Below are 25620 nucleotides of genomic sequence, written 5' to 3' on the forward strand. Positions count from 1 at the left end.
TTGAAAATGGATACAGCTAGGGAGAAAAGAAAAATAATGAAGAATATCGGAAAACAAGGATTCGTTTTAGGAAGTATTTTCCTGTTATTGCTTGCTATGCCCATGGCTGGTATGGCCAAGCTATCAGTAACGCGTATTTTGATAGAAGGACGCGAAAACCCATTGGGCATAAATACCTTAAAACCTTCCTTTAGCTGGCAATTGCACAGCGATAAATATGCTGTGCAACAGCAGGCTTATCGTATCGAGGTCAGTAAAAGTGCTCGTTTTGCGAAACCGGATCTGCTTTGGGATTCCCAATGGGTCACCACGGAGCAATCCCTAAATTTGTTATACCAAGGAAACCCTTTAGCTACAGGTACAAGTTATTACATCAGGATACACGTTCGTGATAATAAAAAGGAGACAGCCACAAGCACGGTACAACGATTTCATACGGGATTGTTGAACGCGAAGGATTGGGGGAATGCCCGATGGATTGCTAAAGATATATTACCGGATTCGTTAATCAATCCTCTACCGCTAAGTTCCAGCAAGCTCCGCCTGGATAAAAGTTATGACCTTCCGGTTTTCCGGAAATCGGTTCAGCTGAAAAAGAAGATCAGTTCGTCAATCGCTTATGTGGCAGGCCTGGGACATTACGAGTTGCTATTGAACGGCAAGCGGGTAGATGATGCGGTATTACAGCCGGGCTGGACGAAATATGATAAAGAAGCCTATTATGTAGTTTACGATCTTACACAAGCCTGGCAACAGGGAAAGAATACGATTGCTGCCCTATTAGGAAACGGGTTTTATTATATTCCACCAATTAAAGGCCGATTTCAAAAACATAAAGTTGCTTTTGGCCTGCCAAAGCTCAAACTTAAGATCGTCAATACCTACACGGACGGGACGCAAGAAATCATCGTTAGTGATGCCGGCTGGAAAACACACCGGTCGCCGATTACTTTTTCCAGCATGTATGGGGGCGAGGATTACGATGCACGAATTTTGCCTGATGATTGGTCAGCTCCTGCTTACGATGACCGGAACTGGCAGCAAGCGCTCATTACGGATGGACCAAATCTACGGGCACAGGATATCGATCCGGTAAAAATTATGCAGCGCTTCGCACCTGTTGGATTGCAACAAGCTGATGGCGGGAAACGGATCACCTATGATTTTGGACAGAATGCATCGGGCATTGTCACTTTGAAAATGACTGGACAAGTTGGTGATACCGTGCGGGTGTATCCGGCGGAATTGCTGACTGCGGATGGGCGCCCTAGTCAAAAGCATTCAGGAAGCCCCTATTATTATCAATATATTTTTGCAAAAGATGGGACTGTGTTCTGGCAGCCACGTTTTACGTATTATGGATTTCGTTATGCCGAAGTTCAGTTACATCCTGCCGGTAGTAAAGCGGTTCGGATGGATGCAATACAGTTAGCCCATATCCGGAATAGTACAGCGCAGGTGGGAAGCTTTCAAAGCTCCGACACACTATTTAATCAGATCCATGAATTGATCAATTGGGCTATCAAGAGTAATATGGTCAGTGTCTTTACCGATTGTCCGCACCGCGAAAAATTGGGCTGGCTGGAGCAGCTACATTTAATGGGGCCGTCGGTACAATTTAACTTTGATGCTGAACGCCTGTTTGCCAAGGCGCTACGGGATATGCGGCAATCTCAGACAAAGGATGGTCTAGTTCCTGAAATAGCGCCCGAATATGTGCAGTTTGACTGGGGGGGCGATATGTTCAGGGATTCGCCCGAGTGGGGAAGCAGCTCAATTATCTTAGCCTGGTACGCCTATTGTTGGTATGGAAACAACGCTTTTCTTACCGATAATTATGCCATGATGACCCATTATATCGATTATTTGGGCACAAAGGCGAAGGACCATATTTTGACACAGGGCTTGGGTGACTGGTATGATTTGGGACCTGAGCGTCCGGGTGTTTCCCAGCTGACTACCCCGGGAATCACGGCTACAGCAATCTATTACTATGACCTCAAATTGATGAAAGAAATTGCTATACTGCTTGGAAAAAAAGAAGATGCCAAAAAGTTTGAGACGTTACAGCAGGCTGTATTCAATACGTTCAACCAGCAATTTTATCGATCTCAGGAGCATAGCTATGGCTCCGGTAGTCAGACGGCGTTGGCCATGCCGCTCTACGTTGGGTTAGTACCCCCGGAGGCCGAACAGGCGGTCTTTGACAGATTAACAAAGACGGTCTGTCAAAACGATACGGCGTTGACAGCCGGAGATATCGGTCATCGTTACCTTTTACAGGTGTTGCAGGCCAACAACCGTGATGATCTGATCTATGCCATGCATCACCGTGATGACAGGCCCGGGTATGGTTATCAGCTGCGGAAAGGTGCCACGGCACTGACCGAGTCCTGGGCGGGGCTCCCGAATGTCTCCAATAATCATTTTATGCTCGGACACCTGATGGAGTGGTTTCATACCGGGCTGGGTGGGATACAGCAAGTTGCTGGCTCTACCGCATTTAAACATTTTCGGATCGAGCCCAAAATGCTGGACCTGCTGAACGATTGCGAAATTAGTTTTAGAAGCCCTTATGGGAAGATCTATTTTAACCGGGAACAAGCGGAAGTGTACAAGTTGGAGATCCCTGTTAATAGCCAATGTACCTTGGTCTTGCCCAAAGGAAGCTATCTGGTCAATGGAAAACAGCTGGATCCCGATCTCGTGCTGTCCACCAAGGAGCAGGTGGAGCTGAAATTGGGGTCCGGAAAATATACCATCACAAAGTAAAAACAAGCAAGCTCCCTGTCGTTAAAAGTAGCATGGACGATGGTCTTGCTGTCACATGGAGACTTGAAAGCAACAATGAAAGAATAACGATTACAGATGAGACGACTGAAAAGAATACTACTATTGCTGTCTTTTGCATTGCCAGGCTGGACATCTTGGGCACAAACCCAACGAATTTCCACTGCGGAAATGACAAAAATTTATGAAGAAGTAAAAACACCTTACAAGTATGGGCTCGTGTTGGTTCCGCAGCATACAGGTGAGCTGATGGACTGTCCGACGCTATACAAAGCCGGAAAATATTGGTATATGACCTATATTGTGTTTGATGGAAGTGGTTATGAGACCTGGCTGGCGAAGAGCTCGGATCTCCTGAACTGGGAGACCCTGGGGAAACAGCTCTCTGTGGCACCCGATGGCAGCTGGGATGCCAAGCAACGGGCAGGCTACAATGCCTTAGTAGATACAAAATGGGGCGGAAAATATAAACTCAATACCTATGGTGGGAAATATTGGATGTCTTATTTCGGTGGTTCTACTGCAGGTTATGAGCCCGAACCTTTGTCGATTGGGATGGCTTATACCAATCAAAAGCCCATCAAACCCGTCCAGTGGCAGCAGCTGCCCAATCCTGTTTTGAGTAGTACTGATCCCGATGTTTCTTGGTGGGAAAACCGCCATAAGTTATTTAAAAGCTACGTCATTGAGGATCCTGATAAAAATACAGGACATCGTTTTGTGATGTATTACAATGCTGTAGGCGATTCTTTGGCGAACAACAAGGCGACTCGCTGGTATGAACGCATTGGTATGGCCGTATCTGACGATATGAAAACCTGGAAGCGTTTTCAGAAAGATCCAGTGGTTCATCATCCTGTGGGTATCACGGGCGACCCCATTATCCAACGTATGCATGACACCTGGGTAATGTTCTATTTCGGTGCATTTTGGAAGGATCGCAAGGGCGCATTTAACCGCTTTGCAGCCTCCAAGGATCTGATTCATTGGACAGATTGGGAAGGTCCCAGCCTGATCGAATCAAGTGAAAGTTTTGATCAGCAATATGCGCATAAGTCTTTTGTGCTGAAAACGGAGGGTACCGTATATCATTTTTATTGTGCCGTGGATAGCAAAGGTAACCGTGGCATAGCCCTGGCAACTTCGAAAGATCTGGGGCGGAGTAAAATACATTTTTAAGTAGTGGGCTATTCCAACCGAGTTTTTGAACCGAAGGCAGTATGCATGCCTCAATATTGATTAATGAATAAAGAAACAGGCACAAAGGGATCATTGACGGCAATGAAAGCAGTGCTTATAAATCACCATTTAAACATGAAGTTACATTATTTTATTTCCATGCTCTTTTTACTGCAGCTTCAACTTGTATCTGGACAGGGACGTGCTAAAATCCGCTTTAATGACAGCTGGCATTTTACATTGCAGGATCAGTTGGGCTATCGCTTGCAGGATATCAATCCGCAGACCTGGGAATCGGTCGAAATCCCTCATGACTGGAGTATTAAAGCTGATTTTGCTGCTGCTTATCCTGCAGGAAATGCAGGTGGAGCATTGCCCGGCGGAATTGGCTGGTACAGTAAGGAATTTAAATTGCCGGCAGCAGATCAGGGTAAAAGCATACAACTCTACTTTGGTGGAATATATCGCTACGCGGAAATTTGGATCAATGGGGTTTATTTGGGAAAAAAGCCCAATGGTTACCTTTCCTTTACACTGGATCTTACGCCGCACCTTAAGTTTGGAAATCAGTCCAATCGGATTGCTGTCCGTGTGGACAATAGCAAACAGCCAAACTCCAGGTGGTATTCAGGTTCCGGAATCTACCGCGATGTTTATCTAATCAAGACGGGTGCAGTACAGCTCGATGAACAAGAGACTTTTATCACTACGCCCGAGACACATGGTGAATTGGGGGAGTTGAAAGTACTTTCTAAATTGAATAAGTCGGCGCGATCTAATGGAGTTGCAGGGAAGAAATATCAAGTTACGGTATGGGACCCCAAAGGCAATTTACTATTGAAAAAAACAGGGGTCGAGAAAGATGGACGTATTGATGCATCCCTTCAAGTGGAAAAACCACAGTTGTGGGATCCAGAATCGCCAAATTTATATCGTGTGCAACTCGCTCTTTTAAATAAAAATAATACAGTCGAAGATCAAATCGAAAAGAGAATAGGATTCCGGACATTTCGGTTTGATGCAAAAACAGGTTTTTACTTAAACGGCGAGGCTTTGAAGATTTATGGAGTCTGCATGCATCATGATTTAGGCATTTTAGGGGCGGCTTTCAATAAGTCCGCTGCAAAAAGGCAGCTTGTGATGATGAAAGAAATGGGTGCAAATGCCATTCGTACTGCGCACAATCCTCCGGCCGAAGAACTACTCGATCTCTGCGACGAAATGGGGATTCTGGTCTATAACGAAGCGTTTGACATGTGGAAAAAGCGAAAAAATAAGTTCGACTACCACATTGACTTTCCTACGGAGCACTTAAAGGATATTGAGTCATTTGTACGCAGAGATCGCAATCATGCTTCGGTTATCCTGTGGAGCATCGGAAATGAAATCCGGGAACAATTTGATTCCACGGGTATCGCCTTGACACAAGAAATGGTCAAATTGGTCAAATCCCTGGATCCGACGCGTCCCGTTACTGCTGCCCTGACAGAAAATAATTATGCGAAAAACTTTATCGCACAGGCAGAGGCTTTAGATGTGCTGGGCTTCAATTACAAACATGAAGATTATGATAAATTACCTGTAGAATTTAAAAATATACCCCTGTTGGCATCAGAAACTGTTTCTGCCTTACAGACCAGAGCCGTATATGACAAATTGCAAGATACGATTCAGCTGTGGCCTGCTTCATCGAAGGACAAATATGTCGTCAATGGTAATCCCGATTTTACGGTATCGGCTTATGATAATGTTGCTGCCTATTGGGGAACAAGCCATGAACAAGCCTGGTTGGCGGTCAAGAAACGCCCTTTCCTGGCCGGAACTTTTGTCTGGACCGGCTTCGATTATCTAGGCGAACCAGTGCCTTATCCTTATCCCGCAAGGAGCTCTTACTATGGCATTGTCGATCTTGCCGGTATTCCCAAAGACGTGTACTATATGTATCAGTCTGAATGGACAGACAAGGATGTCCTACATCTTTTACCGCATTGGAATTGGAAAACCGGCGATAGTGTGGATGTGTGGGCCTATTATAACAAGGCCGATGCGGTGGAACTGTTTCTCAATGGCAAAAGTCTGGGGACCTCAGCAAAGACAGCAGACTGCTTGCATGCGGTCTGGAAGGTGCCTTTTGAAAAAGGCGAACTGAAGGTGGTTAAAAAGCGGGCCGGTAAAATTGTTCAGGAAGCGAGTGTCCGTACAGCCACAGGAGCACATGCAGTAAAAGTTTCTGTGGAACATGAAAAGTATGCCACTGGAGAATCCCGGGATCTTTATTTTGTGACCGCAGCATTGGTAGACCAAGCAGGACAGTCCGTGTTGCACAATGATCAGGAAATTGAGTTTATTGTAAAGGGAAATGCGAAAGTGCTCGGAACCGATAACGGATTTCAGGCCGATCAAAGGGGCTTACATCAGCCCAAAAGAAAAACATTTAAGGGAAAAGCATTGGGAATGATTCAAAAAATGGGCGACACCCCCTGTACTGTAATCATCCGATCGGCTTTAGGTGACCAACAAATATCGATCTAAGTCCAGCTATTCATTCATGATAAAGGGACAGCTGGATCTAAACAAATAGAAAAATAACCACATTACGCAATAAATCTAAAAACTCAATATGAATACAAACAAGATTAATCTCGGGAAAATGACATTGGGGGCAGCTGCTTCCGGTTCAAAGTATCCGATGTTAATGCTCTTTTGCAGCAGTTTTATACTGGGAACCCCGCTGTTCTCCACTGCTGCGTCAAATGCCGCTATGCTTCATAAAGTCACGGTCAATCAGGTAAAAGAAATAAAAGGTAAAGTTACGGATGAGCAGGGAAATCCAATTGTGGGCGCTACCGTGGCGCTTGTTAATTCGACGCAGACCACTTCGTCCAATGCTTCGGGAGAATTTATCCTGAGGCTGTCAGGTGAAAGTGGCTCCATCAAAATTACTTCAGTGGGTTACGCTGAAAATGTGCTGACCATAAAAGCTGGAAATAGTGTCAATGTGGTGCTTAAGAAAAATGATCAGGCATTGGACGAAGTCGTGGTCATCGGTTACGGTACGGCCAAACGTCGGGACCTGACAGGAGCGGTAGCTTCGGTCAAATCAGAAGAGATTATGATGACGCCTACGGCCAATGTCATGGACGCGCTTCAGGGAAAAGTCTCCGGTCTGGATATCAGCAAATCATCCGGACGTGCAGGTGCCAATGTCACTGCGAGCCTACGGGGTAACAGATCCATCAATGGTGATAATAATCCGCTCTATATTATTGACGGTATTCCAGGTGATTTTACCAGTTTAAATCCAAGCGATATCGAATCCATAGACATCCTCAAAGATGCCTCATCTACGGCAATCTATGGCTCTGCAGGTTCAAATGGTGTAATTATCATTACGACAAAACAGGGAAAAGCCGGTAAAGCAATCGTGAATTTTGATTCCTATTTTGGATATAATGGATTTCCCAAATACCCCCATGGATTGGTGGGAGATGATTATATGAAACTGAAAAGGGAAGCGTACCGGGGTGAGCATGGTAACTATCCGGAATTTGCCAATAATATTTTTAAGAATCCCGCACAGCTGGAGGCTTTTGAAAATGGTAAATGGGTAGACTGGATGGACTTGGTCTTAAAAGACGGAATCCAGCAGAACTATAGCTTTTCAGTGAATGGCGGGAATGAAAAAACAAAAGCTTTTTTATCCCTCAACTATAACGATGAAGAAGGGCTGATAAAAAATGATAATAGTAAAAAATACGCTGTAAGGGCAAATATAGATCATAAACTCTCTGACCTGTTTAAAGTAGGTACGAATCTACAGTACACGTATAAGGATAATAATCAGGCCGCACAGAATGTATTCGGCAACAGCCTGACCTTTTTGCCCCTCGGAGACGCGTTTGATGCTGATGGCAATATCAATCATATCCCCGTGGATGGGGTCACCAATCCCTTGTCCGATCAGATCAAGGATCAGTATAAAAACAATATCCTGAGCAATTATTTTGCGGGGAATGCCTATCTCGATTTTACGCCGGTCAAAGGACTTTCCTTTCGTTCAATTTTTGGTGCGACGATTGGCTCCCAACGCACAGGAAGATATTTTGGGATGCAGTCAATTGCCAATCCAGAGGCGGGCTTCAAATTACCTGCCGCCGTCATTATCAATGACAGAAATTATAACTACCGTTGGGAAAATATCCTGAACTACGAATTTAACCTACAGGAAGATCATCATTTTGCAGTGACGGGAGTAACATCCTGGTCGAAAAACCAAGCGGAGCAAGCCTATGCCGGCGGGTCGGGATTTGACCTGGATTCCTATTCTTTCCACAACCTGAGTGCGGCCACAACTTCCGTAATCCGTTCTTCTTATATTGGGTCACAGTCGATGTCTTATGTGGGCCGTGTAAACTATAATTATCAAGGACGATACCTGTTGTCCTTGTCAAGCCGTTGGGACGGTGTTTCCCGACTCTCGGCAGGCAACAAATGGGATGTGTTTCCAGCAGGAGCTTTTGCTTGGCGCCTGAGTGACGAGCAGTTCTTTGCACCATTGAAAAACAAAATATCGGAGTTAAAGCTGCGTGCCGGTTATGGTATCACCGGCAATTCCGGTGGTGTGGGTGCCTACGGTACCCAAGCAGGGGGCTATAATGCACCTAAGCCGGTAGGCTTTGGTGAAAGTACGCTTGGTCCGGCTTTTATTCTGAATCAACAACTGGCTAATAAAGACCTGGGTTGGGAAAAATCCTATACAACCAATATTGGTCTCGATGCGCAATTCTTGAACCAAAGAGTCAATCTGACCATTGATTGGTACAATACGGAAACAAAAGATCTGCTCTTTCTACGGGATATGCCAGCTTCGTTAGGCGGCTCTTGGGGTGCCCCCTTCAAGATGTGGCAGAATATTGGTGCGACGAACAACAAAGGATTTGAACTGGCCTTAAATACAAAAAATATTCAGGGGGAAGGGTTTACCTGGAATTCAACATTGACTTTTGCGGCGAATAAAGAACGTGTGACCTCACTCCCGGGAGGAAAAGACCTGATTTCAAATAGCCTTTTTCTAAATCAGCCGATCAAAACATTCTTTGATTATCAATACCTCGGCATTTGGCAGGAAAGTGAAGCAGAGCAGGCAGCTTTATTCAATGCCAGGCCCGGTGATATCAAGTTAGCCACCGATGGTACGGTCAATGAAGATGGTACACATGCCTATGGTGCCAACGATAAACGCATTCTCGGATCAGCGGTCCCGAGATGGACCGGTGGATTTCAGAATAATTTTAAATACCATAACTGGGACCTTTCGGTATTTCTAACCGCAAGATGGGGGCAAATGCTGTCCAGCAACTTGATCACACGATATGATCCGACAACAGGCGTGGGAAATAGTCCCGATGATATAGATTACTGGACACCGGAAAATCCTGGCGCTTATTTGCCAAGACCAGGATTGCATTCCTCGACCAGTGGCTATATCGGGTTCGATGCGTTGAAATATGTGGATGGATCCTATTTCAAGATTCGCAATATCACCCTGGGATATAGCTTGCCAAAGACATTGATCAAGCGCCTTTCCATGGAACGTTTCCGTTTTTATGCAACCGCTAACAATCCGTTCATCTTTACAAAAAGTAAGCTGTTAAAGTACCAGGATCCCGAATCCAATGGGTCGGATAATTTTCCGTTGACTAAACAGTTTGTGGTCGGGTTAAATGTTACTTTTTAATGCCAATATGTTATGAAAATCAACTACTTCAATATACTTTTATGTGCGGGCTTACTGTTGAATTCCTGCTCCCTTGATGAATATAATCCCTCCGGGGTCACCGTGGATAAAGTGGCGGAAAACAAGGCCGGTTTCGACAAACTGATCAATAGCTGTTACTTTGATCTGCCACGTTACTTCTACGGCCGGAACTTCTTGCTCGTTACCGAGGGGGGGACTGATTTATGGACGGCTGATCTCAATTCGAATAACAACCAAAATTATTTAAAATATGCTTCCGGTGGCTCCATGTCCATCGACATGGCCAAAGACTACTGGAATGGTGCTTATGATGCCATCAATTACTGTAATATCGTCATCGGCAGGGTGGATCAGGTCAAAGATTTCTCCAGTGAACAGGAAAAACTAGAGAAAGTTTCCGAAGCTTACTTTTTAAGAGGATTGTATTATTTCCATCTGGTGGAACAATTTGGCCCTTGTCCGCTTAACCTCACGGAAACAGCTTCAGCCAATACGGCCGCCATACGTACACCTGTGCTGGAAATTTATGAAAAATGCATCCTGCCTGACCTGCGGTATGCCGCAGAACACTTGCCCGTAGGGCCAACAGAAGCTGGACGGCCAAGCCAAAAGGCCGCATTGGGACTATTGGCCAAGGCCTGTTTGCAGACAAAAGAATATAATACCAACCAATATTTGGAAGAAGCGTTGCTGGCGGCAAAGAAATTGATTGATAACCAGGCGGGCTACAATGTACGCCTGTACGCCTCCTTTATAGACAATTTTAATGCGGCAAATAACAAGAAAAACGCCGAAGCACTTTACCAGATTCCTTACTCGCAGGAGTATGGATCTACCAATGTATACGATCACAACAATGATTTTAAGCGTTTTTACTGTACACCGACGACCTTTGGCGCCATACAGCTTGCCGGCTTTCAGACCGAAGTAGGGCGTTGGTCCGGCGGAACATTTATGCCGAGCAAATACCTGCTTGATGTATTCAAAAATAGCGATAACACCTTAGATCCCCGTTATGGTGTTTCATTCCAGACACAGTGGACCTCCAATGCCAATTACAGCTGGAGCAGAGATGCTGTTGTGCAGTTTGACCGTGATGAAAATGCTGTCGCCGTCGGGGCTAACCTTCCCAAAGGAAGTCTAGCGATTAAAATAGCCCGTAGTGGGGAAACCGGCTATGCTGAAGAGAAAAAGACCCAATTTCAACAGCATTATATCTGGCTTGACCTCGAAGATGTCTATGGATCGGATAATAAAGTCAAAATGAAATTTACACGGACAAACCAGCAGCCGGGACAGGTGGACAATCCATTCATCGGTTTTTATCCATCTCTGGTGAAATTCAATTCCGGATCGTTAATCAGTCCGAAGGCAAACAATTTTACCAGCGACGCCTATGCTACTGTCATGCGTCTGGGAGAGGTATACCTGATTGCTGCTGAAGCTTCCTTTCATTTGAACGGCGCCAATGCCACAGCCGTCAATTACATCAATGTATTACGCGACCGTGTCGGGGCCAGACAGATTACAGCTGCAGATTTTACGGCCCAGTTTATACTCGATGAGCGCGCCCGTGAATTATGTGGTGAGTATACACGTTGGTATGACCTGAAAAGAATGGGCAAATTGAACCGCTCTTATCTGATGGCGGTCAACCCCGATGTAGGACAGTATTTTAAAGATGGCGTACATGGTCTTCGACCTATTCCGCAGGGACAGATGGATGCTGTCAGCAATCCTGGCGAATTTGTCCAGAATAATGGCTATTAATAGCCCTATGTAGCAGATGGATGAACAGATGGTAGCGCGTTATTGTGTGAACTCGCTCTTCCATGGTCATTAAGCAAAAAAATGTGCGTGTTTTAGCCTATTACAGGACTTAAACAGGCATGCCACAAAAATCATTAACAGATGAAGCAGATCGTTCTCATATCGGTTTTTATAATGTTTTCGCTTTGGGCATTTTCAGCCCAGTGCGGAGAAATCTATGTGGGTAAACAAAGTAAAAAGGAGCAACGGGACGGCAGCTCCGAAGCGCCGTTTTCGAATTTGGAAGATGCCTTACGCGAGGCGAGAGAATGGCGGCGATTACAGGATCCAAGAATGCAGCATGGTATCACAATCTGGGTTCGGGATGCTGTCTATGCACCCGCCCAGACCATTTTGATTCGGCCAGAGGACAGCGGTACAGCCCAAAGCCCAACCCGAATTAAAGCCGAAGGTCGAAACGCGGTCTTTTCAGGTGGGATTTCTGTTACAGACTGGCGGCTAGCAAAAAGCGAAAAACGACTGGATCCTGCTATTGCCAAGCATATTATGGTGGCCGATGCACCACAGGCCGGTGGAAAATACTTTCCTTTCCGTCAATTATGGGTCGGCTCCCGGAAGGCAGTTCGGGCAGAAAGTCATGACGATGCCCATCTGCCCCGGATCATCAATTGGGATTTTAATAAACAGGCGGCAATTATCCCCAATGTGTTGCCAAAAGCATTCAGCTACAAACCCGGTATGGAATTTTTTATCCATCAATGGTGGGCTGTAGCGCAGCTCCGCATTCGTGATGCGATCGTCACAAAAGATAGTATCACCTTACTTTTTCACGAACCGGAAGGGAAAATCCAGAATGAGCATCCCTGGCCTAAACCCTGGTTGTCGAAGGAACATGGCAACTCGGCATTTCGCCTGGTCAACGCACTTGAATTTTTGGATCAGCCGGGAGAATGGTTTTTGGATGAAGAAAGCCATAAAGTCTATTATTACAAAAGACCGGACGAAAATTTGGAGCAGTTACAGGTCATAGCTCCTTATTTGGAAACAATTCTGACCATGCAGGGGACTTTAGAAGTACCTGTACGTCATGTATATATCGAGGGACTGCAATTTCAGCACAGTTCCTGGTTAAGACCACACAATTACGGACATGTCGCCTTGCAGGCGGGAATGTATTTTTTGGATGCGTATAAACTGGCCAAACCAGGTACCCGGGACAAAGCGGGACTGGAAAATCAGGCCTGGTTGGGCCGCCCACAGGCGGCAATTACACTTAGCCACACAGCCTTTACCCGTATTTCAGCTTGTCGGTTTTCCCATTTGGCAGCCACCGGCATTGATTATCGGCAGGGCAACCTGAAGGATAGTCTAATTGGAAATCTATTTCAGGATATCGGCGGATCGGGCGTACTGCTTGGTCAGTTTTCAGATGAGCAGGTTGAAGCACATTTGCCTTTTCAGCCCAGCGACGGGCGGATCTTGACAGACGGTGTTGTGGTCAGTAACAATCTAATCCAGGATATTGGGAATGAAGATTGGGGAACAGTGGGGATTGGCGCCGGATTTGTCCGCAATGTATCCATTCTGCACAACGAACTGCTGGATCTTCCGTATACAGGTATCAGCCTGGGCTGGGGCTGGACACCTACAGTCAATGCTATGCGTAATAATCGTGTTTTCAAAAATAAGATCACACGTTATGGCAAATACATGTATGATGTAGCTGGTATCTACACCTTATCGGCGCAACCCGGAACAAAAATTCAGGAAAATTATATCGATAGCATCTATATGTCACCTTATGCCCATATTCCGGATCATTGGTTTTATCTCTACACCGATGAAGGTTCGGCCTATATGAATGTCAGCAACAATTGGTTTCCTACGAACAAGATCCTGAAAAATGCGAATGGTCCAGGCGTGGAATGGCATGACAATGGGCCTGACGCCGCTGCTGAAGTGCCCCAGCAAGCCGGTATCCAATCCAGGTACCTGGAGCTGTTGAAAGCAAAAAAGCCATGGGTAGCAACGGACAGGATCAACAGTTATGTGCCATTTACAAAGCCTGTGTTTTTCCAGATCCACAATGTGAAAATGCAGCTTGAAATGGCTGAAATAAAAGATTTTTTTGCTCGACAAGGCGCTGATAGCAGTCAGGTATATCGCTGGAAGGATTATATCCTGCTCATGACAGATGATGAGATCGGAAAGAAAATATCGAGTGCCTGGATAGCCAATTATCCGGCAATTCCCCATAAGTTGTTTAATGACCTTTTTTACACATTCGATCGCAGCAGCTGTGGCGGAAAAGTGAAAGATACCGATTTTGTGCTGCTCACCGCGCAGCTGGTAGACGATAAGTCCAAGCAGGAGGCCTATTACAACGCGCATAAAACACAATTTAAAGAATGGCCCGAGGTTGCGGCAGGTTTCTGTAAAGCAGGATTTGACGAAGTACTCGTCTATCGCAATGGACGCCAGCTTATGTTATATATTTCTTTTCCAAAAGGTCAGGATTTTAAAACAATCGATCAGCTGACAACGAAGGGTAATCCACGGGTTATAGAGTGGAACAAACTCATGGGATCCTATCAGGAAGGCATTCCCGGAACCGAAAAAGATGAAACATGGATTTTTTATAAACAGTAGAATGGAAAATATACAGCACTTAAAATTAGGAATTTTAGGATTAGGTGAGGGCCGTAGCACCATGTCCGCAGCATTGCAAAGCCCATATATCGAATTGGTCAAAATCTGTGACCTGAATGAAGAACTTGGGCGCAAGCGTATGAAAGAATTTGATTTTCATACGTATACCAATGACTATCAGGTGATGCTCAATGACAAAAGTATTGAAGCCATTGCCATTTATACGCCCGATCATCTTCACGCACAGCATATACGGCTGGCGCTGGCACACGATAAGCATGTGATCTGCACCAAACCATTTATTGACAACCTGGCCGATGCCAACGATTTGTTGGAACTAGCGGCACAAAAAAACAAACGTGTATTTGTCGGACAGAGCTCCCGTTTTTTTGAACCGGTGAAGAAACAGCGGGCAGATTTTGAAGCCGGACTGATCGGGGATTTAATTACGATCGAAGGGTATTATCATGCTGATCACCGCTGGTTTCTGGAGAAGCCTTGGTCTTTACAGTCTTCTTTCAAATGGCTTTATGGCGGTCTGAGCCATCCGGTTGATTTTATCCGCTGGTACCTCCCCAATATTGAAGAGGTGATGGGCTATGGTATGTTGAGTGCCAATGGTAAAAAAGGCGGTCTTCAAAATGCAGATACCATGCACTTTATTTTCAAGGCCGAAGATGGGCGTATAGCTCGTGTAAGTGGGGCTTATACCGGCCCTGTACAACCCGTCACACGAGATAGCGAGATGAGCTGTATTCTTCGGGGCACCGAAGGAGCGAGCCAGGCCGACTATATGGACCTCCGTTATGCGATTACCGATAAAACAGGTGAAGAACGTATGCTGACATGGGAGCATAAACTAAAGCATTACTTCCGTTTCGAAGGAAAAAGCCATCATGCAGGTGAATATCAAAATTACCTGGAGCACTTTGCCAAGGCCATCCGTACTGGAGAGGAAGCCTTCCCAGATATGAAAGAGGGTATAGGTACGATAGCCTTATTGCAAGCCATGGATGAATCATTGACAACCGGAAAACCTGTACAGCCGAAAGCGCTACTGGAGAGGTATGGTGTCGATTTGAGCTTGGGACGATGAACAGTATCTTAGCTAAATTAACCATTTATGACTACTGCATTGTCGTGGTCTATCTGTTGGTATTATTGGCGATCGGGCTCTTGTCATCCCGTAAAAAAGCAGAAGGGGCAGAGCACTTCCTGGCCGGTAAGTCCTTAAGCTGGTATAGCATTGGATTCAATATGTGGGCGACCAATGTCGGGCCATCCATGTTGCTGGCTTTTGCGACGGTGGGGTATACAACGGGCATCGTGGCGGTCAATTTTGACTGGTATGCCTTTATCTACCTATTCCTATTGGCGTTGGTATTTGCACCACGCTATATTGCCACCGGGGTACGCACGCTGCCCGAATTTATGGGCAAGCGGTTTGGACCAAATACACAGACTATCCTGGCTTGGTACTCTTTGGTGAAAATGCTGATTTCCTGGCTTTCACTCGGACTATTTGCTGGTGGATTTTTGGTACGCCAGATTTTGGGAATACCGATGTGGCAATCCGTTACTGTATTGGTTGCCCTGGCCGGACTGTTTGCTTATACAGGTGGATTAAGGACCGTTGCTAAAATCAATATCTTTCAGATGATCTTGCTGATCGCCGTGTCGGCCTTTCTCACTTTCCTGGGACTTTCCAAAATCGGTGGTATAAGTTCTTTAATGCAACAGACTCCCGACAATTATTGGTCGTTGATCAGACCGGCAAGTGATCCAGATTATCCCTGGTATGCCATTGCTTTAGGCTATCCGGTGGCAGCGATCGCTTTTTTCTGTACGGATCAAGCCATGGTACAATCAGTTTTGGGTGCAAAGAATCTCGAACAGGGGCAACTGGGAATTAACTTTATCGCTTGGCTCAAGATACTTTCCTTGCCGCTGTTTATCCTCACCGGTATCATCTGTTCGGTTTTATTTCCGGGACTTAAAGACCCATCACTTGCTTATATGACGATGGTGACCAACCTGTTTCCTACAGGCCTGAATGGATTGGTAATCGTGGTGTTAATTGCTGTATTGGTGGGCACCATTGGTTCGTCGCTTAATTCTTTGAGTACTGTTTTCACCATGGACATATATCTCAAGCATATTCGGCCAGATGCAACCAATAAGCAAATCACCCAGATAGGACGTTATACGGTCATCATCGGCTGTCTAGCTTCAGTTTTCGTCGCCCTGGCGATTGATCAAATTAAAGGGCTCAATCTTTTCGATGTATTTCAGTCTATTCTCGGATTTATTGCGCCACCTTTAGCTGTTGCTTTTCTAATGGCCGTGTTGTGGAAAAGAACCAATCGAGCAGCAATCAATACGATTTTGACTTTTGGTGCGGTACTGAGCCTGGGGACAGGTGTATGTTATCTCTGGATTTTCCCAAAAGATGTTTATGCCTTTTGGCCGCACTATCTGATGCTATCCTTTAGTCTATTTATGCTGCTACTTATTATTGGAATAGGCCTAGCATACTGGGTACCCAAGTCGGTTTATGAAATGGAACATAGGGATATGTACGATATCACTGTGGAGAAACCAAGTGGCCGCGTCAAGACTGCCTGGGCAATGTTATTTGTGGTTATGCTATTATTATATATTTATTTTAAATAGCCTCTGTCAAGTTAATCCTAGATTGGATTCAATTTGTGATCTGCATTTTTTTAAACTTTCAACAATAGTTTCGGTGGGCATATTCTGCCCAATTTGACGTCGAACGAGCTTTGAAACCGTGAGGCAGGCGATGATGCCTGTTTCGCTGGTTCCGATGGGAACAGAAATATCGATGATGCCTTCCGCGTATGCGCTGGGCATCTCATAAAAACCTTTGCGTTTGATATCGGCTAGGTCGCTATCAAATTGCAGACGTTCTGCTTTCTTCAAACTGCGGTAATAGGGATCGGCTTCTAAAATGGTCTTTCTTTTTTTAGCCTCGGAAAAACTTAAAAGGAGCTTACCAGACGCGGTCTGGGACGTGTTGTAGAGGTTGCCTTCCTCAATCATGATGCTGATGGGCGAGGAACCTCTGGCGTAAGCGATGACCATTACCTGATTGTCGTAAATAACACAGAGGTGACAGGGGTCTTTGATTTCGTTGGACGTATCCTGCATCGGTAGTAATGAAGTTGCCCGTAGTTTCTCTACAAAGGAATGCCGGTGCGAAAGATAGTATAGCTTCAGTGAAAGCGAATATTTAGATGAAATTGGATCACGATGAATGTACCCGTTGGATTCCAGTGATGCAAGCATGCGATAGATTTCATTGGGACTTCGGTGCAAGCCCAAGGCGATCTCGGATTGGGATTGTGCTGTTGGTTGTAAGGCCAGAAATTCAAGAATCTGCAATCCTTTTTCGAGCGCTGGTGCTTTATATTTATCGGAGCTATTTGCTATCATAATATGTTTTTTCTTACAAATGATCGGGCTAAAGATAGAAAAAGTATTTATGAGTTTTTAGCTTCTCAAAAAAGCATGTTAAATTTTTATATTCAAATATTGTATTTATATTTGAATATTATAAACCGCTTTTCCTTTGGGAAAAAGCATTAGAAGGGAAAAGATTATAAACAATAATATCAATAATTAAATACAGGACTGTTCCGCTTAGGCTATATTATCAAGCCTGAATAGCGAAACGAAATAGGATAAAATAGCCGTGGCTCCAATGCTATATTTTGCCGTTTTAAAGGCGGTATAGGTAAATAGACCTTGATAATAAGATGATAGATACATTTGTTCTGTTTTTCGACAAGACAACATAAATTAATAAATGAATACACAATGACAGAGAAAATCCAGTTAAAAGGGATTACCTGGGGGCATACCAGAGGCTTTGTGCCAATGGTCGCGACTGCGCAGCGTTATGAAGAATTATGTCCAGATGTTGAAATTGTTTGGACAAAACGGACTTTACAGGAATTTGCTGATAAGTCAGTGACAGATTTGGCAAAGGAATACGATCTATTGGTCATTGACCATCCATGGACGGGACATGCTGCCGCGAAGGGGATGCTCGCTGCATTTGATGATTACCTATCCGCAGATTTTCTGGCCGATCAGCGTGCTAATAGTGTTGGGAAATCCCATGAAAGCTATAACTTTCTTGGAAAGCAATGGGCATTGGCTACGGATGCTGCAACACCGGTGGCTGCAAGTCGTCCGGATCTTTTACAGGCCTTGCAAGTGGCACTTCCACGTACATTTGAAGATGTTTTAGCGCTAGCAAAAACTGGAAAAGTCGGATTTTCGCTGTTACCGATTGATTCCTTGATGCACTTTTACGGTCTTTGTTGTTCTTTGGGTGAAGGACCTTGCCAAGGTAACGAAAAAGTAATCAGCGACGCAGTTGGAATAAAGGTCTTAAAATTATTCAAATCACTTGCGGATGAACTGGATGCCGGGTTTTATAATAAAAATCCATTTAAGGTGTTTGAAGAAATGACTCAGCGTGATGAAATTGCTTACTGTCCATTTGCCTATGGTTATTCGAATTACGCTCGGGCAGGTTACGCACGTAAGGTGTTGCATTTTCATGATTTAGTGTCATTAAATGGTACGCCTATGATCAGTACACTTGGTGGAGCGGGGCTGGCAGTATCCTCACAGGGCAAGCATATTGATGTGGCCATGGATTATGCACGATTTGTCGCGACACCGGAAGTTCAGGAAACGCTATATGTGGAAAATGGCGGCCAGCCTGGACATTTACGTGCCTGGAAAAATGAGCAAGTAAATGCCGCTACGGCCAACTATTTCAGCAATACACTACCCGCATTAGATCGGGCTTATTTGCGTCCGCGTTATGATGGCCATCTTTATTTTCAGGATCATGCTGGTGATATCGTGGTTGATTATCTAAGGGATGGAGGCGACGAAAAGGCACTTTTGGACAAGATGAATGCGATGTATCGGGAATCATTAGTGGATAAAGAAGATCATGGATAATAAACCACTGGAAGGACTTTTGGTCCTCGAGTTTTCACAGTTTATGGCTGGACCAACTGCAGGCCTGCGTTTGGCGGATCTCGGTGCACGAGTCGTCAAAATTGAACGTCCGGGGGCTGGTGAAGGGGGGCGGCAGATTGCGATTAAAAATATTTTTGTAGATGAGAGTAGCCTGGTCTTTCATACCATCAACAGAAATAAAGAATCGTATGCAGCCAATTTGAAAGATGAAAATGATCTGGAAAATATTAAAAAATTAATCCGCCAGGCAGATGTGATGACACATAACTTCCGCCCCGGTGTAATGGAAAAGATCGGTTTGGATTATGAGAGCGTGCAGAAAATTAACCCAAAAATGATCTATGCCACGGTAACTGGCTACGGCAATGAAGGGCCATGGGCTAAAAAGCCAGGGCAGGATTTACTCGTGCAATCGCTGTCGGGACTTTCCTGGTTATCGGGCTGTGCGCAGGATGGGCCGGTTCCTTTTGGATTGGCCGTGGTGGATATGTACTGTGCCACACATCTGACACAAGGTATATTGGCGGCATTGTTGAAACGTGCCCGTACCCAACAGGGAGCTCTTGTTGAAGTAAGTTTGCTTGAATCTGTGTTAGATATGCAGTTTGAAATGCTGACCACACATGTCAACGATGGTCGCAAGCTGCCTCAGCGGTCGACGGTTAGAGGAGCTGGCCATGCTTATTTAAGTGCGCCTTATGGACTCTACAAAACTCTTGATGGTTATCTAGCCTTGGCCATGGGCAATGTAGAGCATATTGCAAAAACCATAGGCTTGTCTGGACAGTCCTATCAAGACGCTGCAACCTGGTTTTCACGGCGTGATGAAATACTTCAAGAATTTGCTGCGGTATTGTGTCAAAAGACAACGTGCGAGTGGATATCCCGTTTGGAATCCGAAGGGATCTGGTGTGGTGCAGTCAACGATTATCATCGTTTTTTTGAGGAGCAGGGTTTTAAGGAGGCAGGAATGCTGCAGGAAGTCACCTTACAAGATGGCACCGCACTGACCACCACCCGTAGCGTGTACCAGATCGATGGAAAGCGTTTATATGCGGATAAACCTGCACCAAAAGTGGGCCAGCATACGGCATCAATTGTTCACGATTATTTAGAAAATTAATATGTTACCACTAGCAGGTTATACCGTAGTCGACTTTAGTCAATTTTTATCCGGCCCATTAGCAAGTTTACGGCTAGCTGACTTAGGCGCGCGAGTTATAAAAATAGAAAAACCGGAGACGGGTGATATTTGCAGGCAATTATATACCTCTGATACGATATTGAATGGTACTTCAACAGTGTTTCATGCCATTAATCGGAATAAAGAAAGTATGGTGTTGGATTTGAAAAGCGAATCCGACAAACAGATTATACGTGATTTAATCGCGCGGGCAGATGTGGTGTTGCACAATTTTCGTCCAGGTGTCATGGAACGTTTGGGCTTTGACTATGCAGGTGTCCGAGAGATCAATCCGACGGTAATTTATGGAGAGATCTCGGGATATGGAAAAGAAGGACCCTGGGTGAAGCGGCCTGGCCAGGATTTATTATTGCAATCGCTTACCGGGATGACTTGGTTGAGTGGCGATGCAAATAATGGTCCAGTAGCCATGGGACTTTCAGTTGTGGACATGTTTGCCGGATCCAATCTATGTAGTGCCGTATTGGCCTGCCTGTACCGTCGAGCGATGCAAGGGATAGGAGCGCATGTTCATGTCAGCATGTTGGATTCTGCTGTGGATATACAATTTGAGGCCGTCACAACCTATTTTCGTGATGGCAAATTGTTGCCACAACGTAGCGAAGTGAGCAATGCACATGCATATTTGGCAGCACCTTATGGGGTGTATCGTACGCAGGATGGTTTTCTGGCCCTTGCGATGGGCTCCATTTCTTTTCTTGGTAAATTACTGAATTGTAAGTCATTAGAAGGTTTTGCTGACGGAGAGCAAGCTTTTCGGGAGAGAGATGCCATTAAGGCCATTTTAGCCGAGCACCTGACGACAGCAGGTACCGGACATTGGCTGGAGATACTGGAAGCAGCGGATATCTGGTGCGCCGATGTCTTGGATTGGCGTCGTCTGACCGAACATGATGCTTTTAAAATATTAGACATGTTACAGCAAGTAACGATGGGCGATGGCTTCCGTTATGAGACCACCCGTTGTCCCATTCGCATCGATGGCGAGTGGTTGACCGCCGCAAAAGGGTCGCCCAAACTTGGTGAGCACACAGCTAAAATATTGGAGGAACTGTATGGATAAGTTACGTTTTGCTGTCCGGAAATTTGAACCCTTTGAGCGTGCCATGGAGAAATGTTGGGCAGCTTATCAGGAGGTATATCCATCGGATGTGGAGATGGAGTTTGTTCCGCTGGATTTAGAGGAATTAACAGCAGCTTTCTTTGAAAAGAAAGGCCTTAATAATGGCGATTGGGATATCATTCACATCAATACCGATTGGGTTGCACGTGCCTATGAAACCGAGGGTTTGTTGGCACTGGATAGTATGATCGTACAAAATCCACCGGAAGACCTGAAAGGGGCTTGGCCAGAAAGCTTACAAGCTTTACAGCGTTTTGACGAGCAAATATTTGGTTTGCCTTTTCATGATGGTCCCGAATGCCTGGTTATTCGAAAAGATTTATTTGAAGATTCGCAAGAACAGATGCGTTTTCAGGTACGCCACGGAAAACCTTTGGCAATTCCAAAAACCTGGGCTGATTTTTTGACTGTTGCAGCATTTTTTACGCGTCCTGAAGATAACTTGTACGGGACAGTGTTTGCAGGCTACCCGGACGGGCATAATGCGGTATTTGATTTCTGTATTCAACTTTGGTCCCGCGGTGGAGATTTGCAGCAAGGCGACGTACCAGTTCAGTTGGATCAGCCATTGGCTGTAGATGCATTGGATTTCTATCGTAGTTTATTTATGAAGGATAGCGGATTGCATCCCGAATCGGCCAATTATGAATCAGTGCAGGCTGGTGCTGCCTTTGCGCGGGGTGAAGTCGCTATGATGGTCAATTGGTTTGGTTTTGCATCCTGGGCACAGATTGATACCGCCTCGGCCGTAAAAGGTAAGGTAGATGTAGCAGCTATTCCTTCAGCAGAAGGGGGAATGTCCCCCTCATTAAATGTGTATTGGTTGTATGCAATTCCAGAAGGTAGTCGTCATAAGCCGTTAGCTTATGACTTTATACGTTTTGCAGTCGGACGCCAACAAGATAAGCTGCTCACTGTCGAAGGAGGAGTAGGCTGTCGTTACTCCACCTGGTATGATTCCGAAATCAATCAGATGATACCCTTTTATAATAAATTGGCTGAATTGCACGATACTGCACGTACATTACCGCGCTTGGCCAACTGGCCTCAGATTGCACATATCATCGATGATACTGTAATTGCTGCGATTAAGACTGATGAAAGTAGTCTTTCTTTATTAACAAAAGCACAGGAAAAAATAAATGCATGGTTATGATAGATATCCCTTATAAAACGATTTTACCCCAGACTGCTTTGCCGATTATTATTATAGGTGCAGGTGGTATAGTGAAAGATGCGCATCTCCCGGCTTATCGTAAAGCAGGCTTTCATGTGCATGGTATTGTCAATCGTACAAAGGCGAAAGCAGAAGCACTGGCAGTAGAATTTGGTATTCCACATGTTTACGATACGGTGGAAGATGCCGTCGCACAGGCTCCCGAAAATGCGGTTTATGATGTAACCATTATGCCCAATAAATTTATCGAAACCTTGGAGGCATTGCCTCATGGCGCGGCTGTATTGATTCAGAAGCCAATGGGTGATTATTATGCGGATAGTCAGGCGATATTAGAAGTCTGTCAACGTAAGGGCTTGGTTGCTGCGATCAATTGTCAGCTTCGTCAGACACCCTTTGTCAATGCCGCACGCTGGTTGATCGACCAAGGCCATATCGGTGAACTGTATGATATGGAAGTACGGGTATCGGTACATACACCTTGGCAGCTTTTTCCGCATGTGATGGTACATCCACGCTTAGAAATTCTGTACCACAGTGTTCATTATATCGATTTGATCCGCTCATTTTTGGGCAATCCGCAGTCGGTGTATGCAAAAACATTAAAGCACCCGGCCAAAGCCTTATCATCCAGCAGGACCACCTTGCTATTTGATTATGGAGACACACTACACGCTGTTGTAAATACCAATCATGACCATGAATTTGGGCCAAAACATGAGGAAAGCTATATCAAATGGGAAGGTACCAAGGGGGCTATCAAAGCGACGATGGGTTTGCTGATGGATTATCCACATGGGGTATCCGATGTGTTTGAATATTGTATTAAGCCAACAGATGGCAGCCAACCGGAATGGGTGGCTTACCCGATCGAGGGAACTTGGTTTCCCGATGCTTTCATCGGCAGCATGGGTAGCTTGATGCGTTTTAAGCTGGGTGAAATAGCGGTATTACCAGCTGCGGTTGAAGATGTAATCCATACCATGGCCGTCGTAGAGGCTGCTTATCAAAGCAGTGCTCAAGGGGGGCAACCGATCGCAAAAGGATAAAGAAACAAAGCCTTAAAACCAACAATAAATTAAATTATGCATTTCGAATCTATTTTTTTTGAAGATTATATATTAAACGATAAACGGACAACATTGGGCCGCACGATTACCGAAACAGATTTTGTTGTTCATGCCGGACATACAGGTGATTTCTTCCCCCATCACCTCGATGCGGAATGGTGCAAGACCCAACCTTTTGGACAACGTATTGCGCACGGAACAATGATCTTTGCGATTGGTATCGGATTGACGGCCTCAGTCATTAATCCGGAAGCATTTTCCAAAGGCTACGATCGCCTTCGTTTTGTCAAGCCCGTATTTATTGGCGATACCATCCACGCTGAGGTGACTATTTCTGAAAAATCCGATGCAAAAAAGCCTGAATTCGGTACCGTAGTTGAGCATGTTGAAATTATCAATCAACACGGTGTGGTGGTATTGGTCGCAGACCATATCCTATTGGCAAAACGCAAGGAAGTTTCAATTTAACCTATCATCACATGGAAATTGGTACAAAAACACCGATCAAGTTAACCGGGGCAGCTTCTACTAAGGGGTATCTGCTTCCGTTTATTCTGATTGTCAGTCTGTTTTTTTTATGGGGTATGGCCCATAATTTAAATGGCGTTCTGATCCCGCATTTGAAAAAAGCCTGTCAGTTGAATAATAGCCAGTCGGCACTGGTTGATACGTCAGTTTTCTTCGCTTATTTCATTATGGCACTGCCGGCGGGTTATGTTTTGCGCAAATGGGGGTATAAACTGTCTATTATTATAGGATTGGTTACTTTCTCCGTCGGTGCATTTCTATTTATCCCTGCGGCAGATCACCGTATGTATGAGCTCTTCTTGCTGGCATTATTTATTATTGGTTGTGGACTAGCCTTATTGGAAACAGCTGCTAATCCTTATGCTGCAGTTTTGGGTAAGCCCGAAGCAGCAACACATCGGCTTAATTTGGCGGCCTCTTTTAATGGATTGGCGGCAATGGTTGCTCCAGTTGTAGGTACCACCTTTATTTTGTCGGGTACGAGCTATTCAGAAACGGAACTGGCGGCTATGACGGATAGCAATCGGTTAGCGTATCTGCTTCATGAAGCGTCTTCCGTAAAAATGCCTTATTTAATATTAGGTTTAATCTTGTTAGTCGTAGCTCTAGTCTTTTTGTTTGTTAAACTACCTGAAATTCAAGGTGAAAAGACGGAAGGAGAGCAGGCGCAAAAGTCTGGTTTATTTGCAGTACTTCGACATAAGCATTTGAGTTTTTCTGTAATCGCGCAGTTTTTCTATGTTGGAGCGCAGGTTTGTGTGACCAGTTTTTTTATTCGTATGGCACAGCAGGGAGCCGGTGTCGATGAGAAGACTGCGGGGTATTTCCTAGGTGTATATGGTTTGCTCTTTATGGGCGGACGTTTCGTCGGTACCCTATTGTTGCGTTATACGACAGCCCAGCGTTTATTGGCTATTTATGCCGTTTGTTGCGCTATATTGGCAACTGTAGCCATTTTGGGGACAGGTATGGTCATCTTGTATGCGCTAGGTGGACTTGGTTTCTTTATGTCAATTATGTTTCCTACGATTTTTTCTTTGGGTATTGCTGGACTCGGAAACGAGACGAAACAAGCCTCTTCTTGGTTGATTATGTCAATTGTCGGTGGAGCCGTATTCCCCTTTGTGACCGGAAATATTATTGATGCGCTGCATGATAATACGCAGATTGGTTATAGTGTACCTTTGGTCTGTTATCTTGTTATTTTATGGTTTGCACTGAAAGGATATAAACCGGCAGAAGCCTAAGTTGTCTCACCGTGTATTTTGGTGAGCAATTGAAAAAAATATAGCGCGTGTTTTACTAGTGAAAAACACGTATACCGCCGAAGTTAACGTTGGTTTTGGT

Annotated in this window: 16 protein-coding genes; 15 read left to right on the forward strand and 1 reads right to left on the reverse strand. The window is 45.0% G+C overall.

Going from position 1 to position 25620, the window contains the following annotated elements; translation table 11 throughout:
• The first annotated feature begins 6 nt into the window (after positions 1–6).
• From HMAT_RS15900 to HMAT_RS15935, 8 genes are all read left to right on the forward strand, one after another.
• A complete protein-coding gene (locus HMAT_RS15900; RefSeq protein ID WP_104383820.1) occupies positions 7–2772 on the forward strand; it encodes a family 78 glycoside hydrolase catalytic domain in 2766 nt (921 codons plus the stop codon).
• A gap of 96 nt (positions 2773–2868) precedes the next feature.
• Positions 2869–3969 carry a glycosylase gene (locus tag HMAT_RS15905; RefSeq protein ID WP_104383821.1) on the forward strand — a complete coding sequence of 367 codons (1101 nt, stop codon included), beginning with the start codon at positions 2869–2871 and terminating at the stop codon, positions 3967–3969.
• Positions 3970–4032: 63 nt separating this feature from the next.
• Positions 4033–6501 carry a glycoside hydrolase family 2 TIM barrel-domain containing protein gene (locus tag HMAT_RS15910; RefSeq protein ID WP_104383822.1) on the forward strand — a complete coding sequence of 823 codons (2469 nt, stop codon included), beginning with the start codon at positions 4033–4035 and terminating at the stop codon, positions 6499–6501.
• 88 nt (positions 6502–6589) lie between these two features.
• On the forward strand, positions 6590–9706 hold the full coding sequence (locus HMAT_RS15915; RefSeq protein WP_233789374.1) for a TonB-dependent receptor: 3117 nt from the start codon (positions 6590–6592) through the stop codon (positions 9704–9706).
• Positions 9707–9718: 12 nt separating this feature from the next.
• Complete coding sequence (locus HMAT_RS15920) at positions 9719–11497, forward strand: RagB/SusD family nutrient uptake outer membrane protein (protein WP_104383823.1); 1779 nt, start codon at positions 9719–9721, stop codon at positions 11495–11497.
• Between the two features lie 141 nt (positions 11498–11638).
• A complete protein-coding gene (locus HMAT_RS15925; RefSeq protein ID WP_104383824.1) occupies positions 11639–14146 on the forward strand; it encodes an L-rhamnose mutarotase in 2508 nt (835 codons plus the stop codon).
• Position 14147: 1 nt separating this feature from the next.
• Entirely contained in the window at positions 14148–15242 is a 1095-nt protein-coding gene (locus HMAT_RS15930) for a Gfo/Idh/MocA family protein (RefSeq protein WP_104383825.1), read from the forward strand.
• Positions 15239–16819: a sodium/solute symporter gene (locus HMAT_RS15935; RefSeq protein WP_104383826.1), complete on the forward strand. Its 1581-nt coding sequence runs from the start codon at positions 15239–15241 to the stop codon at positions 16817–16819. Before HMAT_RS15930 ends, HMAT_RS15935 begins: the two co-directional genes overlap by 4 nt.
• 6 nt (positions 16820–16825) lie before the next feature.
• Here the strand turns inward: HMAT_RS15935 and HMAT_RS15940 are convergent, their stop codons facing one another.
• Positions 16826–17602, reverse strand: coding sequence for an IclR family transcriptional regulator (locus tag HMAT_RS15940; protein ID WP_104383827.1), 777 nt, complete (start codon positions 17600–17602; stop codon positions 16826–16828).
• A 384-nt stretch (positions 17603–17986) separates the two neighbouring features.
• On the opposite strand from HMAT_RS15940, the gene HMAT_RS15945 reads away from it, so the two are divergent.
• The 7 genes from HMAT_RS15945 to fucP are packed head-to-tail and all read left to right on the forward strand — an operon-like array spanning position 17987 to position 25520.
• The gene (locus tag HMAT_RS15945) at positions 17987–19150 is read left to right on the forward strand and encodes an ABC transporter substrate-binding protein (RefSeq protein WP_104383828.1); all 1164 of its coding nucleotides are present in this window, start codon (positions 17987–17989) and stop codon (positions 19148–19150) included.
• Positions 19143–20294 (forward strand): CaiB/BaiF CoA-transferase family protein, encoded by a 1152-nt coding sequence (locus HMAT_RS15950; RefSeq protein ID WP_104383829.1) that lies wholly within the window; start codon positions 19143–19145, stop codon positions 20292–20294. The genes HMAT_RS15945 and HMAT_RS15950 overlap by 8 nt, the downstream gene beginning before the upstream one ends.
• A gap of 1 nt (position 20295) precedes the next feature.
• Positions 20296–21438 carry a CaiB/BaiF CoA-transferase family protein gene (locus tag HMAT_RS15955; RefSeq protein WP_104383830.1) on the forward strand — a complete coding sequence of 381 codons (1143 nt, stop codon included), beginning with the start codon at positions 20296–20298 and terminating at the stop codon, positions 21436–21438.
• Entirely contained in the window at positions 21431–22654 is a 1224-nt protein-coding gene (locus HMAT_RS15960) for an extracellular solute-binding protein (RefSeq protein ID WP_104383831.1), read from the forward strand. The genes HMAT_RS15955 and HMAT_RS15960 overlap by 8 nt, the downstream gene beginning before the upstream one ends.
• On the forward strand, positions 22651–23724 hold the full coding sequence (locus HMAT_RS15965) for a Gfo/Idh/MocA family protein (RefSeq protein ID WP_233789379.1): 1074 nt from the start codon (positions 22651–22653) through the stop codon (positions 23722–23724). Before HMAT_RS15960 ends, HMAT_RS15965 begins: the two co-directional genes overlap by 4 nt.
• A gap of 36 nt (positions 23725–23760) precedes the next feature.
• On the forward strand, positions 23761–24213 hold the full coding sequence (locus tag HMAT_RS15970) for a MaoC/PaaZ C-terminal domain-containing protein (protein ID WP_104383832.1): 453 nt from the start codon (positions 23761–23763) through the stop codon (positions 24211–24213).
• An 11-nt stretch (positions 24214–24224) separates the two neighbouring features.
• Positions 24225–25520, forward strand: a complete 1296-nt coding sequence (fucP, locus tag HMAT_RS15975; RefSeq protein ID WP_104383833.1) for an L-fucose:H+ symporter permease — start codon at positions 24225–24227, stop codon at positions 25518–25520.
• The last annotated feature ends 100 nt before the right edge of the window (positions 25521–25620 follow it).

The organism is Sphingobacterium sp. HMA12 (assembly GCF_002933815.1).
In the GTDB taxonomy this organism is placed as follows: domain Bacteria; phylum Bacteroidota; class Bacteroidia; order Sphingobacteriales; family Sphingobacteriaceae; genus Sphingobacterium.

Excerpts from the sequence above, each read along its gene's own strand:
- HMAT_RS15925 (WP_104383824.1), top strand. The coding sequence starts at position 11,639 with ATGAAGCAGATCGTTCTCATATCGGTTTTTATAATGTTTTCGCTTTGG.
- HMAT_RS15945 (WP_104383828.1), top strand. The coding sequence starts at position 17,987 with ATGACAGAGAAAATCCAGTTAAAAGGGATTACCTGGGGGCATACCAGA.
- HMAT_RS15905 (WP_104383821.1), top strand. The coding sequence starts at position 2,869 with ATGAGACGACTGAAAAGAATACTACTATTGCTGTCTTTTGCATTGCCA.
- HMAT_RS15910 (WP_104383822.1), top strand. The coding sequence starts at position 4,033 with ATGAATAAAGAAACAGGCACAAAGGGATCATTGACGGCAATGAAAGCA.
- HMAT_RS15900 (WP_104383820.1), top strand. The coding sequence starts at position 7 with ATGGATACAGCTAGGGAGAAAAGAAAAATAATGAAGAATATCGGAAAA.
- HMAT_RS15955 (WP_104383830.1), top strand. The coding sequence starts at position 20,296 with ATGTTACCACTAGCAGGTTATACCGTAGTCGACTTTAGTCAATTTTTA.
- HMAT_RS15965 (WP_233789379.1), top strand. The coding sequence starts at position 22,651 with ATGATAGATATCCCTTATAAAACGATTTTACCCCAGACTGCTTTGCCG.
- HMAT_RS15930 (WP_104383825.1), top strand. The coding sequence starts at position 14,148 with ATGGAAAATATACAGCACTTAAAATTAGGAATTTTAGGATTAGGTGAG.
- fucP (WP_104383833.1), top strand. The coding sequence starts at position 24,225 with ATGGAAATTGGTACAAAAACACCGATCAAGTTAACCGGGGCAGCTTCT.
- HMAT_RS15950 (WP_104383829.1), top strand. The coding sequence starts at position 19,143 with ATGGATAATAAACCACTGGAAGGACTTTTGGTCCTCGAGTTTTCACAG.
- HMAT_RS15935 (WP_104383826.1), top strand. The coding sequence starts at position 15,239 with ATGAACAGTATCTTAGCTAAATTAACCATTTATGACTACTGCATTGTC.
- HMAT_RS15915 (WP_233789374.1), top strand. The coding sequence starts at position 6,590 with ATGAATACAAACAAGATTAATCTCGGGAAAATGACATTGGGGGCAGCT.
- HMAT_RS15960 (WP_104383831.1), top strand. The coding sequence starts at position 21,431 with ATGGATAAGTTACGTTTTGCTGTCCGGAAATTTGAACCCTTTGAGCGT.
- HMAT_RS15970 (WP_104383832.1), top strand. The coding sequence starts at position 23,761 with ATGCATTTCGAATCTATTTTTTTTGAAGATTATATATTAAACGATAAA.
- HMAT_RS15940 (WP_104383827.1), bottom strand. The coding sequence starts at position 17,602 with ATGATAGCAAATAGCTCCGATAAATATAAAGCACCAGCGCTCGAAAAA.
- HMAT_RS15920 (WP_104383823.1), top strand. The coding sequence starts at position 9,719 with ATGAAAATCAACTACTTCAATATACTTTTATGTGCGGGCTTACTGTTG.